The 15,617-nt window shown below is 59.7% G+C and carries 10 protein-coding genes and 1 pseudogene; 5 read left to right on the plus strand and 6 right to left on the minus strand.

What is annotated here, in order from left to right; all coding sequences use genetic code 11:
* Window positions 1-11: 11 nt before the first annotated feature.
* Complete coding sequence (locus GR197_RS05515; RefSeq protein ID WP_164007385.1) at window positions 12-1,250, plus strand: OpgC family protein; 1,239 nt, start codon at window positions 12-14, stop codon at window positions 1,248-1,250.
* A gap of 51 nt (window positions 1,251-1,301) precedes the next feature.
* On the opposite strand, the pseudogene GR197_RS32850 reads toward GR197_RS05515, so the two are convergent.
* Window positions 1,302-1,421, minus strand: a pseudogene (locus GR197_RS32850) (glyoxalase); the annotation flags it as partial.
* Between the two features lie 284 nt (window positions 1,422-1,705).
* Here GR197_RS32850 and GR197_RS05525 point away from each other — a divergent pair.
* Entirely contained in the window at window positions 1,706-2,005 is a 300-nt protein-coding gene (locus GR197_RS05525; RefSeq protein WP_164007389.1) for a hypothetical protein, read from the plus strand.
* Between the two features lie 72 nt (window positions 2,006-2,077).
* On the opposite strand, the gene GR197_RS05530 is transcribed toward GR197_RS05525, so the two are convergent.
* From GR197_RS05530 to GR197_RS05540, 4 genes are all read right to left on the minus strand, one after another.
* Complete coding sequence (locus tag GR197_RS05530) at window positions 2,078-2,869, minus strand: SDR family NAD(P)-dependent oxidoreductase (protein ID WP_164007391.1); 792 nt, start codon at window positions 2,867-2,869, stop codon at window positions 2,078-2,080.
* A 333-nt stretch (window positions 2,870-3,202) separates the two neighbouring features.
* The gene (locus GR197_RS05535; RefSeq protein WP_348643244.1) at window positions 3,203-6,493 is read right to left on the minus strand and encodes a DEAD/DEAH box helicase; all 3,291 of its coding nucleotides are present in this window, start codon (window positions 6,491-6,493) and stop codon (window positions 3,203-3,205) included.
* 29 nt (window positions 6,494-6,522) lie between these two features.
* The gene (locus GR197_RS32610; RefSeq protein ID WP_281409510.1) at window positions 6,523-6,657 is read right to left on the minus strand and encodes a hypothetical protein; all 135 of its coding nucleotides are present in this window, start codon (window positions 6,655-6,657) and stop codon (window positions 6,523-6,525) included.
* A 202-nt stretch (window positions 6,658-6,859) separates the two neighbouring features.
* Window positions 6,860-7,471: a CGNR zinc finger domain-containing protein gene (locus GR197_RS05540; RefSeq protein WP_164007392.1), complete on the minus strand. Its 612-nt coding sequence runs from the start codon at window positions 7,469-7,471 to the stop codon at window positions 6,860-6,862.
* A 79-nt stretch (window positions 7,472-7,550) separates the two neighbouring features.
* On the opposite strand from GR197_RS05540, the gene GR197_RS05545 reads away from it, so the two are divergent.
* Entirely contained in the window at window positions 7,551-8,495 is a 945-nt protein-coding gene (locus tag GR197_RS05545) for a DMT family transporter (protein WP_164007395.1), read from the plus strand.
* Window positions 8,496-8,909: 414 nt separating this feature from the next.
* Here GR197_RS05545 and GR197_RS05550 read toward each other — a convergent pair whose 3' ends face one another.
* Window positions 8,910-10,673, minus strand: coding sequence for a glucan ABC transporter ATP-binding protein/ permease (locus tag GR197_RS05550; RefSeq protein WP_164007397.1), 1,764 nt, complete (start codon window positions 10,671-10,673; stop codon window positions 8,910-8,912).
* A gap of 321 nt (window positions 10,674-10,994) precedes the next feature.
* On the opposite strand from GR197_RS05550, the gene GR197_RS05555 reads away from it, so the two are divergent.
* Window positions 10,995-11,765: an autoinducer binding domain-containing protein gene (locus tag GR197_RS05555; RefSeq protein WP_164007399.1), complete on the plus strand. Its 771-nt coding sequence runs from the start codon at window positions 10,995-10,997 to the stop codon at window positions 11,763-11,765.
* Window positions 11,766-11,981: 216 nt separating this feature from the next.
* Complete coding sequence (gene pyc, locus GR197_RS05560) at window positions 11,982-15,446, plus strand: pyruvate carboxylase (RefSeq protein ID WP_164007401.1); 3,465 nt, start codon at window positions 11,982-11,984, stop codon at window positions 15,444-15,446.
* The last annotated feature ends 171 nt before the right edge of the window (window positions 15,447-15,617 follow it).

Raw genomic sequence — 15,617 nt, forward strand, 5'->3', positions numbered from 1 at the left:
AGGAGACACCCATGGCTAGCACGCCGACCCAAGCCATCGTCACTGGGCGCAGTTCCCTATCCGCGGCTGCGCCAATGCGTGATACAAGGCTCGACGTCTTGCGCGGCGTGGCGCTGATCATGATCTTCATCAACCACGTCCCCGGACAGATCTTCGAATATCTGACGACGAAGAATTTCGGTTTTTCCGATGCTGCCGAGGCCTTCGTGCTGATCTCAGGCATTGCCGTCGGCCTTGCCTATGGGTCGGGGTTCCGGCCCGGCAACCGGCTGAAAATGGCGATCAAGGCAGTGAAGCGCGCCTTCACGCTCTATCTCGCCCACATGATCACCACCTTCATGACGCTGGCGCTGTTTATCTCAGGCGCTTGGCTGTTTCACCGGCCGGGTTTGCTTGTTGAAATCAACATCCTGGCGGTACTGATGAACCTAAAGGAAGGCATTCCGGCGCTGCTGCTGCTCGGCCACCAGATCGGTTATAACAATATCCTGCCGATGTACGGCGCGTTGATGCTGATGGTGCCGATCATCCTGCTTTTGAATGCCCGCAGCCCGTGGCTGGCGCTCGGCGTTTCCGGCACGGTCTGGCTGCTTGCGGGCATCTACCAGATGGCGCCGCACAACATGCTGATCGAGAGCTACTGGTTCCTCAATCCGCTTTCCTGGCAGTTCCTGTTTTCGATCGGCATCGTTTCGATGCTGCATATCAAGCGCGGCGGCACCATCCCCCGGCATCCGCTGCTGCTTGCGGCCGCTGCCGGTTATGTCGCGCTCTCCTTTGTCTGGGTGACCGGTCAGCTCTGGGCCTTCGGCAATTCGCTGGCGGCCCTTGGCCTGCCGAGTGTCATCACCGGTTTCGACAAGACATTTCTGTCGCTGCCGCGTCTGCTGCACGTGCTGGCACTGACCTATCTGGTCATCAGCATTCCGGCGCTCTCGCGCATTCTGCGCCGTCCTGCGGACCATCCGCTGGCGATCCTCGGCCGCCATTCGCTGAACATTTTCGTCGCCGGCACGATCCTCGCCATGATTGGCCAGGTCGTGCTCTATATTACCAATAAGGATCCGCTGGTCGGTCCGCTCTTCGTGATCGTTGGTGTCGCAATTCAATTCGCCTATGCCTATTATCTGGAACGCAAGCGCCAGTTGGACAAGGTCAAGGCGAAACTGGTCACGGAGCCCGCCACCATACCGGTACCCATCCGTATTAGCGGAACCGCCAACGCCTATCGTCGGACCGACCGGAAATAAGTCTCGGACGTGCCTGTGAGATGAAGGAGCCGGTGGCCGATTGCCGCCGGCTCAATTTTTATGGACGAGAATGTTCACCAGCTTGCCCAGCGGATCACGCACATAAAGCGCCTGACGCCCCTGGGCTCGTCGGCCGCCATGCTCCATCGAAAAACCCGCAGCCGACACCGCCTTGCAACACGACATCGAGATCATCCTCCCGACGTGCAGGAGGCGCATTTCCTTGGAATCGGGCTCGGGAATGCGGACGCGATTGTTGCTACATTCGATGTGATGCAATGAATAGTCTTGGGCCTTGTCTTGGCAGTGAGGGCCGTTGCTGTGGCTTGCAGACTATCACTAATTGAAAATCGGACTGCCGCTCTTGTCCCGACCTGCCCTGATACCGCCTTCGTTTACGGCAAATGACGGGCGGCCGCCATCGGCGCGATTCGAAATGGACACGAGGACAATTGATGAAATTCACCTTTGCCGCCGTAGCGGGCTTTCTATCCCTGACGCAGCTCGCCAATGCTTCTAGCGACGCCGCTTGGAACGCGCTCTTCGCAAAGGCCAACGGCACCTGCATTGGTCAATCGCGGATGGTTTCTCCGGAAGCGAGCGCCCCTGCGATTTTCGACGACGCCACAGGCAAGATTGCGATCCTTCTTCGTGAGAAGAGCGGCAGGTCGAAGAAGATGGTCAATTTGATTTGCCTATACGACAAAAAATCCGGCAAGGCGTCCATTGCCGAATACAATTGGCTGGGGCAGTAAGCCTGTCGGGTAGCGCCTCAATCGCAGGCGAGCAAATTCACCTGTGTAGACGTTGTCAAAATGGCTCTCAGGTCAAAGCGTGTCGATGACGCCGCCATCGACGCGAACGGATGCGCCAGTGGTAGCAGACGCTTGTGGTGACGCCAGATAGGTCACAAGGTTCGCAATTTCCTCGACGCTCGCCGCGCGCTGAATTATCGAGCTGCTGCGATGCTGCTTGACGAAGGCCGCAGCAAGTTCCTCGATGGGCTTTCCGGTCTTCGCGCGCTCTTCTGCCAGCATCGCTTCGACGCCTTCGGAGAGCGTGGGGCCGGGCAGGACGGAGTTTACGGTGACCCCCGTGCCCGCCATCCGTTTCGCAAGACCGCGGGCGACCGCGATATCAGCCGTCTTGCTGACTCCGTAGTGGATCATCTCGACGGGAATGTTGAAGCCGGATTCCGATGCGATGAAAATAACACGGCCCCAGTTCAGCTTCGCCATCCCCGGAAGGTACGCCCTTGACAGCCTGATGGCAGACATGACGTTTACTTGCCAGTGGCGGTCCCAGACTTCGTCGTCAGCATCAAAGAAATCGATGGGTTGGAAGATGCCGGCGTTGTTGATAAGGATGTCTGCATGGGGCACCTTGCCGATCAGCGCGTTGCAACCTTCCGCGGTAGCAAGGTCGGCTGTAGCGGCTATGACACTGCCCCTCGCTCCTTCTCCTTTCAAGCGTTCGGCTGCCTTCGCGGTCTTGTCTTCTGAGCGACCGTTTACGGCGACGTCCGCGCCAGCTCTCGCCAACTGGCTGGCAATCGCGTAGCCGATGCCTTCCGTGGATCCGGTGATCATGGCCGTCTTTCCTGTCAGGTCGATTTGCATTGTGGCTCCTTCGGTGTTGAGAAAGGGGAACGTATCAGCGCTTTAAAGGATGGCAATCACTGCGTGCTGCGCGCGACATCGATCAATAACAGCCCGTGGACCACGCGGCCAAGGCACAGGCCGCTCCCAGGGCCGACACTCTGAGCCTATAAAGCATGTCGCGCAAAAGTGTGCAGCGGTTTTGCGATAACGACATGCGTAAAAACAAAGACTTAAAGCGCAAGGAGCGAATCTGAAAGATCACGACGTGCTTTAGTCCCAATCCTCTCCCATTGTCGCCATGGATCCTCCTCACGGGATAGCCGTTGCTGCACGCTCTTCGCGTAGGTGGATTCACGGCTGGCGCGCCGCCGAGACGAGCCGCTCGAAGAAATCCAGCTGCTCTTGGGCAGTTTGGATCGAGGTCTCGAATATCAGCCGGTCCCCCCGCCGGACCGCCCCAGCCTTCTTCGTAAACGCTGACATCACCTTTGCGGATGTGTTTGCGGTCATTGTCAGCGCAAGTGCCTTAGGCCCGGCCTCGAGTTTGGCGATGCCCAGGCGAACTGCTGCAAGCTGCAGCTTGGTCGTGCGCAACAGAAGCAACACGTCCTGCGACGGTTCGCCGAAGCGGTCTTCGAACTCCGCTTCCAAGTCGTCGATCTCGCTCGATTCGGCTGCTCGCAATAGTTTGGCGTAGAGGTTGAGCCTCACGGCCGGATCCGACACATAGTTCGCCGGTATCGTGCCGGCCGCTTCGATGTGCAAAATTGCGCGTACCCGGGTGGCCGAAGGCTGTTTGCGTAATTCAGCAACGGCCCTTGCAAGCAGCTTCTGATATAGTCCAATGCCGATAACCTTCATGTGCCCGGCCTGGTCCTCGCCAGCGATGTCGCCGCCGCCGCGCAGGTCGAGATCTCGCAGGCTGATTGCAAGGCCGGCGCCCAGGCGGTCGTTCTCGACGAGGGTCGAAAGTCGCAAACGCGTTTCCTCGGCCAGCTCCGCGCCGTCTTCCGTCAGAAGAGTGGCCATGCCCTGTGCTCTTCCGCGCCCAACACGTCCGCGTAACTGATGGAGCTGCGCCAGCCCGAACCGTTCAGCGCGCCATATAAACATGGTGTTGGCGCGTGGCACATCGAGGCCGTTTTCGATGATGTTGGTGGCGAGCAGGACGTCACCGTCGCCTTCCGCAAAGCCGACAATCGCTTCATCGATGGCCGCCGCCGGCATCCTGCCATGCGCGATCTTGACGGAAAGTTCCGGAACGATCTTTCGCAGTATCGTCTCGACGTCTTCTATGTCCTCGATGCGCGGCACCACGACGAAACTCTGTCCTCCGCGGCGGTATTCGCGCATCAGGCCAGTCCGCATGGACGCGTAGTCGAATGCCGCAAGCGAGGTGCGGACGGGCCGGCGTCTGGAGGGCGGCGTGGTCAAGAGGCTGACCTCCTGAACGCCCACCATAGCCGACTGCAAGGTCCGTGGGATCGGTGTCGCCGACATGGCGAGCGTGTGAAGAGACGGTGCAAGGGTGTTCATTGCCCGCTTTTCCTTTAGTCCGAAGCGGTGCTCCTCGTCCACGATCAGCAGTCCAAGATGCGCAAAGCGGACGTCCTTCGCAAGGATTGCCTGGGTCGCGACGATGACGCCAATTTCGCCCTCGGCCAGCGCCGCCTTCACCTGTTTCGCCTCGCTTGGCTTGAGCAGGCGAGACAACATGCCGACCGAAATGCCGGTCCCCGCAAAGCGACGTTCGAAAGTGGCGAAGTGCTGACGGGCCAGCACAGTGGTCGGAGCGATGATGACCACCTGGCCGCCGGCCAGCGCTACTGCTGCTGCGGCGCGCAATGCAATTTCGGTCTTGCCGAAGCCGACATCGCCGCAGACAAGGCGGTTCATCACGTGCCCAGACGCAAGATCGGAGAGCACGGCCTTGATGGCTTCGGCCTGATCAGGAGTTTCGGTAAAGGGAAAACGCCGCGTGAAGGCGGAATATTCGGCACGCGGCGGAACGAATTTCTCTGCCTGCAACGCCTGCCTTTGCTTGGCGATGGTCGAGAGATGACGCGCGGTGGACCGGATGTCTGCTGCAATCTTTTCGCGCTTTTTCTGCCAAGCGTCGGTGTGGAGGCGATCGAGCGCGATGGCCTCGGGTTCGGAGCCATAGCGCCACAGCTTTGCGAATTCCTCCATCGGCACCAGCACTGAAGCCCCATCGCGATATTCCAGGCGAGCGGCGTCGCGAGACACGTCCTCGACGGCTATGTTTTCCAGATCTTTCAGAACCGCAACGCCATGGTCTTCGTGAACGACAACATCGCCTATCCGAAGTTCTGGCTCGGCCAGAAGTGGACTGGAGTTGGCAACCGTGCTCGTTCCGTCGGCTGCGGCGACCACGGCTACATTCTGTGCGGGGTCGATGAACCCCTGCTCCAGGTCGCAGGCTAATTTGAGAAGGATGCCGGGCTCGGCCTCCCGCACAGCTTCCCACGTATCGATGGACAGAGGCGCCATCCCGGTTGCCTTTGCCACACGCCTACAAAGCGCCTCGGAGCGCCTGCCTTTCCCAGAAATCACAACCGTCAGCCCATGTCGCAGGCGTTCCTGCACGAAGTTGACCAATGCATTGCGCGGGTCGGCGTCGGAGCTATCTGTTGGCAGGTCACCACCTTCTTGGAGATCCAGTACGCGTGTCGATACGCTGGCGGTGTGCCGCGCCCATTCGGCGCGGTTGAGGTAGAGTGAACGAGCGGAGGGCGTGTCCGTCTCGCCGAAATCCTTGCGGGACTGGCGAGCGTCTTGGATGATCTCAAGATAGCGATCGACCCGGGCGGGCGCACCCGGAGCGAGAACCACGGTGGCATCGCCCAGAATATCGAACACGGTCGGCATGTCTTGATAAAGCCGTAACAAAAAGCGCTCCATGGTATCCGACCTCGAAGCAAGGTCTTCACCGACGCCTTCAGTCAGAATGGCTTCGGATGCTGGACCGAAAACCACACTTTCGAGGTAACTCTCCGTTCGTTGGGACAGGCGGTCAAAACCTCTCAACTCCTCGACCCGGTCGTCATCCGAAAGGACAATCCGCATCGGACCAGGTGCGCCAGCAGGGTAGATGTCAATCACGCCTTCGCGAACCGCCAACTCGCCGGGATCGTCCGCAACGCCTTCTTCCACATAGCCCGTCCTGTGGATGAAGTCGAAGAATGCATCGCGATCGAACGGCTTTCCCACTACGAGTTTGAGCTGGCTGTCCGCAATAACTTTCGCTGGCGGAATACGTTGAAGCGCTGCGTCAAGCGAGGTCAGCAACAGTCGCGGAGCGCTAGGCGTGCTCCAGATCCGTAATGCGTCCATGCGCAAGCCCATGCAGTGCCGCGAAGCCGGCACGCGATCATAAGGAAGGCAATCCCAAGGTGGCAAAACAATTACCTCGATCTCGGGAAAAAGGGCACTGACAGCCCCGGCAATTTTGGCAGCCGCGCCGTCGCTCAGTGCCATATAGCACAGCGATCGGTCCGAATGTCGTAGCAAGGTGGCCAGTCTGGTTGCTACTAAACCCGGCGGCAGCTTGAAACCTTGCGTCTGTTCGGCTGCGGCAGGAAGTGCGGAGGCTTTTTCATCTCTAGTCTCGACGACGCTCACATGAACCTGCCATTCTCTCATCAGCAACTTTACCGGTCTGCAAGAACGACGTTTTTATCAAGCTGTTCCATACGAATGGCTGCGTTCACGAATGTCGCCGGCATGGCAGTAAAAGCGATCGCCAGCACACAAGCCGTGCAGCCTTTTGTCGAGCGCCAAATCATGACCGATTTCCTTCGACCAGATGCGCGGTTGGCTGGTCGGCTGAGGCGCTGGCACGGCGAACGGAATTGGTCCAATGGAGCCGTCGGCTGCAGTACTTCGTGATTTCGGTGGACGAATGATCGCGTCCAGGCCGGGTCGGAGCTGCCTTCAACTTCGCCGTCAATGCGACTTCGGGTGTCCCTCTGTCGTCAGCTTCTGCCGTTATCTTGGCTTTGCCCGGGATCGAAAGCGTTTTACACGGCTGTGGCTGCCGCAGCTCGCTTCCGAACACCACATTCTTCCCCCGCTCCTGGAACGATCTAAAAACAGCCATCCGCAGTTGTCGCCTTTGCATTCGCGCACCTCTCGCCGCCGGCCTCTCTCAATCAACAAGTCGGTCGCCTTGATTGCAAATAGCTGCCCAAGCTGGTGAAGATCGTCAACAGGCAAAACCCAGTTGAATCCGATGCCTGCGGCCGCCAACACCTGGTGCGCCAGACCGCGCTGCGCGAAGTCCTCCACAAGGCTAAGGTCTTCGCGTGGGTAGGGACCTCCGACATCCTCCAACACAAACAGCCGGTATACGGATTCACGCAACCTCTTTGCGTGCGTCAGCGCTTCCTGGGCTTCTTCCGGCTCGCTGGCCGCCTGGTTGCGCAAACGCGACGCCACGTTTGGACCGAGGAGGTCGAGCCGCTCGGCCAGTGCGACGAGATCGTCGAACGACCGCAATAGGTCGGGTCCCCAACGGCCGCGCCTGCTGTCGACGGTATTGACGAAGTCGAGCGCCGGATGGCCGCCACTTAAGCGCATTTCAGATGTCGAGGTTGCCATGAGCTGCGGAACAACTACCGAGGAACGGGATTGTAACGACTTAGATGGATTTTAACCGTTACAGTTCAAGGCCGAGCTGATGTCGAACACACGTAACCTCGTCAAGTTTGCTGTTTTGTGCCTCGTATGGGGATTAACCTGGATTGCCGTCAAGTTTGGCGTACAGACGGTCCCGCCAATGTTGTTTGCGGCCACCCGATTCATAACGGCAGGTGTCGTGTTGCTGGGATGGGCCATGGCGGGAAAGCGACAGGAAAAACTGGAAAGGGCTGACGCACTGCGTCTCGTCGTCGTCAGCCTGCTGATGATCGCCCTATGTTACGGGCCTTTGTTCTGGGGCATGCAATTTGTTCCCTCGGGAACCGCGGCTGTTTTGGAGATGTCGCTGACGCCGTTGGCCCTCCTCGGATTCGGCATCGCATTGGGTGAAGAACGCTGGAGTGGTTTTCGCGCTTTCCCCATGGTGTTGGGCGCGGCGGGGCTCGGCATTCTCTTTGCGCCCTCCATCGATCTAGGGGATCTTGCCGGGGGCAGGGCAATGATCGGATTGATCGCCATCGCCTGGGCTGCGATTTCCTCGGCATGGGGATCCGTTCTGGCCAAAGCTTTAATATCGAAATACGGCAGTACTCGCCTCTCGGGAGCCACGACAACCATTGGCGGCGGCGTTTTGCTGATGGTTTCGCTCGCTATCGAGCCGCGGTCGGCCGAGATGCTCGGAACGTTCTGGGAGTGGCAAGCCATTGCCGGCTGGCTCTTTCTCGTCATTTTTGGTTCGCTGCTGGGATATAGCATCTACATACAGCTGCTCCGTGACATTGGTCCTGCCAAGGCGGGAAGCTTCGCTTTCGTTTCGCCCGCCATCGCAGTCGCCGCCGGCATCATCATCGCCGACGAACCTGCCGACCCTCAGCGATTTATTGGAATGGCACTAATGATCCTCGCGGCAGGGATCTCCCTATCTGCAGATCACTTGCCGGGCGTACGGAACCGAAGTGATCGCACTCTTTCCGCCAGGACCTAGTACCGCATCCTTGTTGCTATTCGAGCGGCTTCGGAAGCCTCCGTCTCCAAGGTCACCTTGTTGACTAGACCCAGCCTTCGAAGTCAAATGATACGACAGCTTTATAGGACGGGTCGAAAACCGTGGCGACGGCGTCGGCCGTCAAAAGTTCGAGTTGGCTCTGTGTCAGTGGGTCTGCCAGACGCATCGAGCAGCCTGGCTCGTTGAAGTTCACTTCAGGTCAATATAACAGCGAATGTTAGCGTGGCCGGGGTCGCGTCTTCTTTTTTCCCTGCGACCGCTTGCGCCGCTGGAATTCGTCAACGTCGCCCATGGCTGGATTGGCAGTATTCGGTGCCGCGCCCCTTAACCCAGCCCAACAAAAAGGCCGGAAGGGAGCTACCCTTCCGGCCTTTGTCTTGAAACCCGAAGCGATCAGGCGGCTTCGGTGGCGTGAGCCTTGCGGACCTCTTCGTCCGTCAGGATGCCGCTAGCGCGCAGCAGGGCGGCGAAGCGTCCGTTGCTGTGGCTGAGTTCGTCGAAGCTACCCTGTTCGACCACGCGACCGTCGTCGAGGAAGAGCACCATATCGGCTTCGCGGACCGTCGACAGGCGGTGGGCGATGATGAAGGTGGTGCGGTTCTGGCGCAGATTGTCGATCGCGGCCTTGACGCGGTTTTCGGTCTCGACGTCGAGCGCCGAGGTCGCCTCGTCGAGCACCAGGATCGGCGCATCCTTGAGGATAGCGCGGGCGATGGCGATGCGCTGACGCTCGCCGCCGGAGAGCTTGTTGCCGCGTTCGCCGACATGCGTGTCGTAGCGATCCTCACGGGTCTCGATGAAGTCGGCAGCAGCAGCGGCTTCGGCCGCACGGCGCATATCCTCTTCGCTGGCGCCTTCACGGCCGAGGCGGATATTGTCGCTGATCGAACGGTTCAGCAGGCCCGCATCCTGGAAGACGGTGGCGATGTGACGACGCAGCGACTTGCGGGTCACCTTGGTGATGTCGGTGCCGTCGACAAGGATCTGGCCGCCCTGGGCGTCGTAAACGCGCTGCAGCAGGTTGACGAGCGTCGTCTTGCCGGCACCTGTCGGGCCGACGATCGCGACCGTCTGGCCTGCCTTCACCGAGAAGGAGACATTGTGCAGGCCCTGCGAGCTGTTGCCGAAGCCGAAGGAGACGTCGCGGAATTCGATCGCACCCTTGACGTCCTTGATCTCGCCATTGCCGGCCGGTTCTTCGCGTTCACGCACCGAGTCTTCGAGCGCATAGAATTCCTCGAGCTTGGAACGGGCTTCGAAAATCTGCGTGGCGAACTGGCGCATCAGGTCGAGGCGGCCAATCAGCAGGTTGGCAAAGCCGATGAAGGCGATGACGTCGCCGACGCGGAGCTGGCCGGCCTGGACGAGGATGGTGCCGATGATCAGGACTACCATCATTGCAATGGTCGACGCCATGCGGTTCAACGCGCTGGCGATCGCCCACCAGTCGAGCACCGGATACTGGGCTTCGAGCAGGCGGTCGGCAAAGGATTTCAGCGCCTTGGTTTCAGCCTCGATGCGGTTGTAGCTGTGCAGGACGGAAACGTTGCTGATCGAGTCGCTGACATGCGAAAAGACGGTGTGATAATGGTTTTCGACCGAAGCCTGGCCATCTTTGGTGCGGCTCATGACGACGCGGCCGATCAGCCAGTAGGCGACGGCGAGCACCATGAGCACGGCGGAAAGGCGCAGGTCCATCGCCATTGCCGTCGGTATCAGAAGGGCAAGCGCGATAACCGTCGACAGGTGATTGCGCATGAATTCCAGCCAGAGGCCGAACAGCGTCTCGCAGGCGCGCAGCAATGTATGCAGCGCGTTTGAGGTGCCGCGCTGATGGTGCCAGCCAAGCGGCATGGAGATGATCCGGCCGAAGGCTTCCGTCAACAGGGTCGCGCGCCGGCCATGGGCCAGCCTGTCGGCCTCGCGGGCGACCAGGACGAAGGCAACCGTGTTGAAAACGGCGAAAGTCGCCCACATGAAAAGGATGGGCTTGACCTCACCCTTGCCCGAAATCGCATCGATAATGCGACCGAACAGGATCGGCTCCGCGATGGTAATTGTCGCCAGAACGATGTTTGCGACCACGACCAGGGATACGCGCAGCTTGTAGGCGCTGAGATAGCGCAGAGCTCTTGCATAGACCTTGAATAGCGTCACGTCGAACCTCTTGTGCATCTGCGAAAACGGGATGATGCGATGCTACAAAAGGTTACCTGAACCGGCGATTAACGGAGTATTCAGGGTCCATCGCGGCGACGACTAACCCGATCGCATTATCGTGGGATTCGACGAGATGACTATGGCGCTGAATTTGCGGCTCGGTTATATCCCAGCAACAATTTGCGCTTGCATTTTAATCAATGTGTAGCACAGCATCAAATTCAAGACTGCATTTTTTGAAGAAGACCGTTTCGCGACCAATTTGAAAAGCCGCCGACGGCCTCGATGCGGGCATCAGGTCCGGACAAGGGGCATTTTGTGAATATTAATTTGTTAATTCAATTGCTTATCATTCTGGAAGAAACGTCGAATCCCCAGGCCGTGGTTACCGAGCTGGAGCAGGTTATCCAAGAGTGCGGCTTCGAATATTACGGCCTGCGGCGCCATTTGCCGCCGAATCCGGCGCAGCAGAATCCGGAACAGCAGAATCCCGAACTCTGGGCTGCGGCGCTTGCCGGCCGTTGGCCGCCACAATGGCCGCAAATCTATACCGCGAAAAAATATGTGCTGATCGATCCGATGGTGCGCTACCTCGCCCATGCGCAGCGGCCTTTCCGCTGGCGGGAAAGCCTGGCAGCGTTCCGCACGGATGCGCAGAAGCGTCGGATGGAGCAGATGATGGTCGATGCTTTCGGTCACGGACTGGAGGACGGTTATATCTTTCCGATCCACGGACGTAACGGCATTCTCGGCAACCTCAGTCTCGCCGGCAAGCCGATCGACTTGTCGCCGGTGGAGATCGCCCTTTTCGAGGCCGTAGCGCGCAAGAGCTTCTGGCGATTGCTCGAGCTGAAGGATGAGGCGCAGGCGCTGGAAACCGTGCTGCCGGCCGACACGCCACTGACGCGACGCGAAATGGAGATCCTGCATTATCTCGCCGAAGGCATGACCTCGATGGAAATCAGCAAGATGCTGAAGATCTCAAACCACACCGTCGACTGGTATATGAACGGCTTGCAAAACAAGCTGAAGGCGAAAAACCGGCAGCAGGCGGTGGCGCTTGCCTTTCGTCACCGCCTGATAAGCTAGAGCGTGATGCCGAAAGGATGAGCGGTTTTCACGCTAATTATTTGATTTTGATAATAATTATGATTTAGACCGATCCGGCCTGGCATCATCGGCATTCGGAATGGCGAGAAATTGCATTTCGCAGTCGCAAGAGAAATTGAACTTCCTGTGACAAGAAGTTAAGAATTTCCTTCGCGGGTGCAGCATGCCCGCGCCTGAACGTCTGAGGAGACCGTTTTGCCCATTTCCAAGATACTCGTTGCCAATCGCTCCGAAATTGCCATTCGCGTGTTCCGCGCGGCCAACGAGCTTGGAATAAAAACCGTGGCGATCTGGGCTGAAGAAGACAAGCTGGCGCTGCACCGCTTCAAAGCGGATGAGAGCTATCAGGTCGGCCGCGGCCCGCATCTTGCCAAGGACATGGGCCCGATCGAAAGTTACCTGTCGATCGAGGAAGTGATCCGCGTCGCCAAGCTCTCAGGCGCCGATGCTATTCATCCAGGTTATGGCCTGTTGTCGGAAAGTCCCGAATTCGTCGATGCCTGCAACAAGGTCGGCATCCTCTTCATCGGCCCGAAGGCCGATACGATGCGCCAGCTCGGCAACAAGGTCGCGGCGCGCAACCTGGCGATCTCGGTCGGCGTGCCTGTGGTGCCGGCCACGGGGCCGTTGCCGGAGGATATGGCCGAAGTGGCTGAGATGGCCGAGGAGATCGGCTACCCCGTGATGCTGAAGGCTTCCTGGGGCGGCGGCGGTCGCGGCATGCGCGCCATCCGCGATCCGAAGGATCTCGCCCGTGAGGTGACCGAGGCCAAGCGCGAGGCGATGGCGGCCTTCGGCAAGGACGAGGTCTATCTGGAAAAGCTCGTCGAACGCGCCCGCCACGTCGAAAGCCAGGTTCTCGGCGATACACACGGCAATGTCGTGCATCTGTTCGAGCGTGACTGCTCGATCCAGCGCCGCAACCAGAAGGTCGTCGAGCGCGCGCCGGCGCCCTACCTTTCGGAAGCGCAGCGCCAGGAACTTGCCGCCTACTCGCTGAAGATCGCGTCGGCGACCAATTATATCGGCGCCGGCACCGTCGAATATCTGATGGATAGCGACACCGGCAAATTCTACTTCATCGAGGTCAATCCGCGTATCCAGGTCGAGCATACGGTGACCGAAGTCGTCACCGGCATCGACATCGTCAAGGCGCAGATCCACATTCTCGACGGTTTTGCGATCGGTACGCCGGAATCGGGCGTTCCCGCTCAAGCTGACATCCGCCTCAACGGCCATGCGCTGCAGTGCCGCATCACCACGGAGGATCCGGAGCACAATTTCATTCCGGATTACGGCCGCATCACCGCCTATCGCTCGGCCTCCGGTTTCGGTATCCGCCTTGACGGCGGCACCTCCTATTCCGGCGCCATCATCACCCGCTATTACGATCCGCTGCTCGTCAAGGTCACGGCCTGGGCGCCGAACCCGTCCGAAGCGATTTCCCGCATGGACCGGGCGCTGCGCGAGTTCCGTATTCGCGGCGTGGCTACCAACCTGACCTTCCTCGAAGCGATCATCGGCCATCCGAAGTTCCGCGACAACAGCTACACGACACGCTTCATCGACACGACGCCGGAGCTCTTCCAGCAGGTCAAGCGCCAGGACCGCGCGACGAAGCTCTTGACCTATCTGGCCGACGTCACCGTCAACGGTCATCCCGAGGCCAAGGACAGGCCGCGGCCGCTTGATAACGCCGCCCAGCCGGTGGTTCCCTACGCCAACGGCAACACGGTCAAGGACGGGACGAAGCAACTGCTCGACACGCTCGGTCCGAAGAAATTCGGCGAGTGGATGCGCAATGAAAAGCGCGTGCTTCTGACCGACACGACGATGCGCGACGGCCACCAGTCATTGCTCGCCACGCGCATGCGCACTTATGACATCGCCCGCATCGCCGGCACCTATGCGCATGCGCTGCCGAACCTTTTGTCGCTCGAATGCTGGGGTGGCGCCACCTTCGACGTCTCGATGCGCTTTCTGACGGAGGATCCGTGGGAACGCCTGGCGCTGATCCGCGAGGGTGCGCCGAACCTGCTGCTGCAGATGCTTTTGCGCGGCGCCAACGGCGTCGGCTACACCAACTATCCCGACAATGTCGTCAAATACTTCGTCCGCCAGGCGGCCAAGGGCGGCATCGATCTCTTCCGCGTCTTCGACTGCCTGAACTGGGTCGAGAACATGCGGGTGTCGATGGATGCCATTGCCGAGGAGAACAAGCTCTGCGAGGCGGCGATCTGCTATACCGGCGATATTCTGAACTCGGCCCGTCCGAAATACGATCTGAAATATTATACCGACCTTGCGGTCGAGCTGGAAAAAGCCGGCGCGCATATCATCGCGCTCAAGGATATGGCCGGCCTGCTCAAGCCTGCGGCTGCAAAGGTTCTGTTCAAGGCGCTGCGGGAAGCGACCAGCCTGCCGATCCATTTCCACACGCATGATACATCGGGTATTGCGGCCGCGACCGTGCTTGCCGCGGTCGATGCCGGCGTCGATGCGGTCGATGCAGCGATGGATGCGCTCTCCGGCAACACCTCGCAGCCCTGTCTCGGCTCGATCGTCGAGGCGTTGCGCGGTACGGAGCGCGATCCGGGCCTCGATCCGGAGTGGATCCGCCGCGTCTCCTTCTATTGGGAAGCGGCGCGTCACCAGTATGCCGCCTTCGAAAGCGACCTCAAGGGACCGGCATCGGAAGTTTATCTACATGAAATGCCGGGTGGCCAGTTCACCAACCTCAAGGAACAGGCCCGCTCACTCGGCCTCGAGACCCGCTGGCATCGGGTGGCGCAGGCCTATGCCGATGCCAACCAGATGTTCGGCGATATCGTCAAGGTGACGCCGTCCTCCAAGGTGGTAGGGGACATGGCGCTGATGATGGTGAGCCAGGACCTGACGGTCGCCGATGTCGTCAGCCCCGACAAGGAAGTCTCCTTTCCGGAATCGGTGGTGTCGATGCTGAAGGGCGATCTCGGGCAGCCGCCGTCAGGCTGGCCAGAAGCGCTGCAGAAGAAGGCGCTGAAGGGCGACAAGCCCTATACCGTGCGTCCCGGCTCCTTGCTCAAGGAGGCCGACCTCGATGCCGAGCGCAAGGTCATCGAGACTAAGCTGGAACGTGAAGTCAGCGATTTCGAATTCGCCTCCTATCTGATGTACCCGAAAGTGTTCACCGACTTCGCGCTTGCCTCCGATACCTACGGCCCGGTTTCGGTGCTGCCGACGCCGGCCTATTTTTACGGGCTTGGAGATGGCGAGGAACTGTTTGCCGATATCGAACGCGGCAAGACGCTCGTTATCGTCAACCAGGCGATGAGCGCCACCGACAGCCAGGGCATGGTCACCATCTTCTTCGAGCTCAACGGCCAGCCGCGCCGCATCAAGGTGCCCGACCGGGCCCATGGGGCAACAGGTGCAGCCGTCCGCCGCAAGGCGGAACCGGGCAATGCCGTCCATGTCGGTGCGCCGATGCCGGGCGTCATCAGCCGTGTCTTCGTCTCTCCAGGCCAGGCGGTCAGTGCCGGCGACGTGCTCGTCTCCATCGAGGCGATGAAGATGGAAACGGCGCTGCATGCCGAAAAGGATGGGACGATCTCCGAGGTGCTGGTACGGGCGGGCGACCAGATCGACGCCAAGGACCTGCTCGTCGTCTATGGCGGTTGAGCTTTGGGCTTCTTTCTGCGGCCCAACGACTGCGGCCAATCACCCGATTGTGTATGATCGGGCTGTGAAAAGCTGATTTTTCGAAGAGTTGGCAGTCTCCTCGCCTTGCCCGGCGAGGAGACTTTCTCATAGAGTTACATTCCCGCCATCAGCCCCCAAGACCCACCAGGA

Origin of the sequence: Rhizobium phaseoli, from assembly GCF_010668805.1 — a bacterium.
In the GTDB taxonomy this organism is placed as follows: Bacteria; Pseudomonadota; Alphaproteobacteria; order Rhizobiales; family Rhizobiaceae; genus Rhizobium; species Rhizobium phaseoli_A.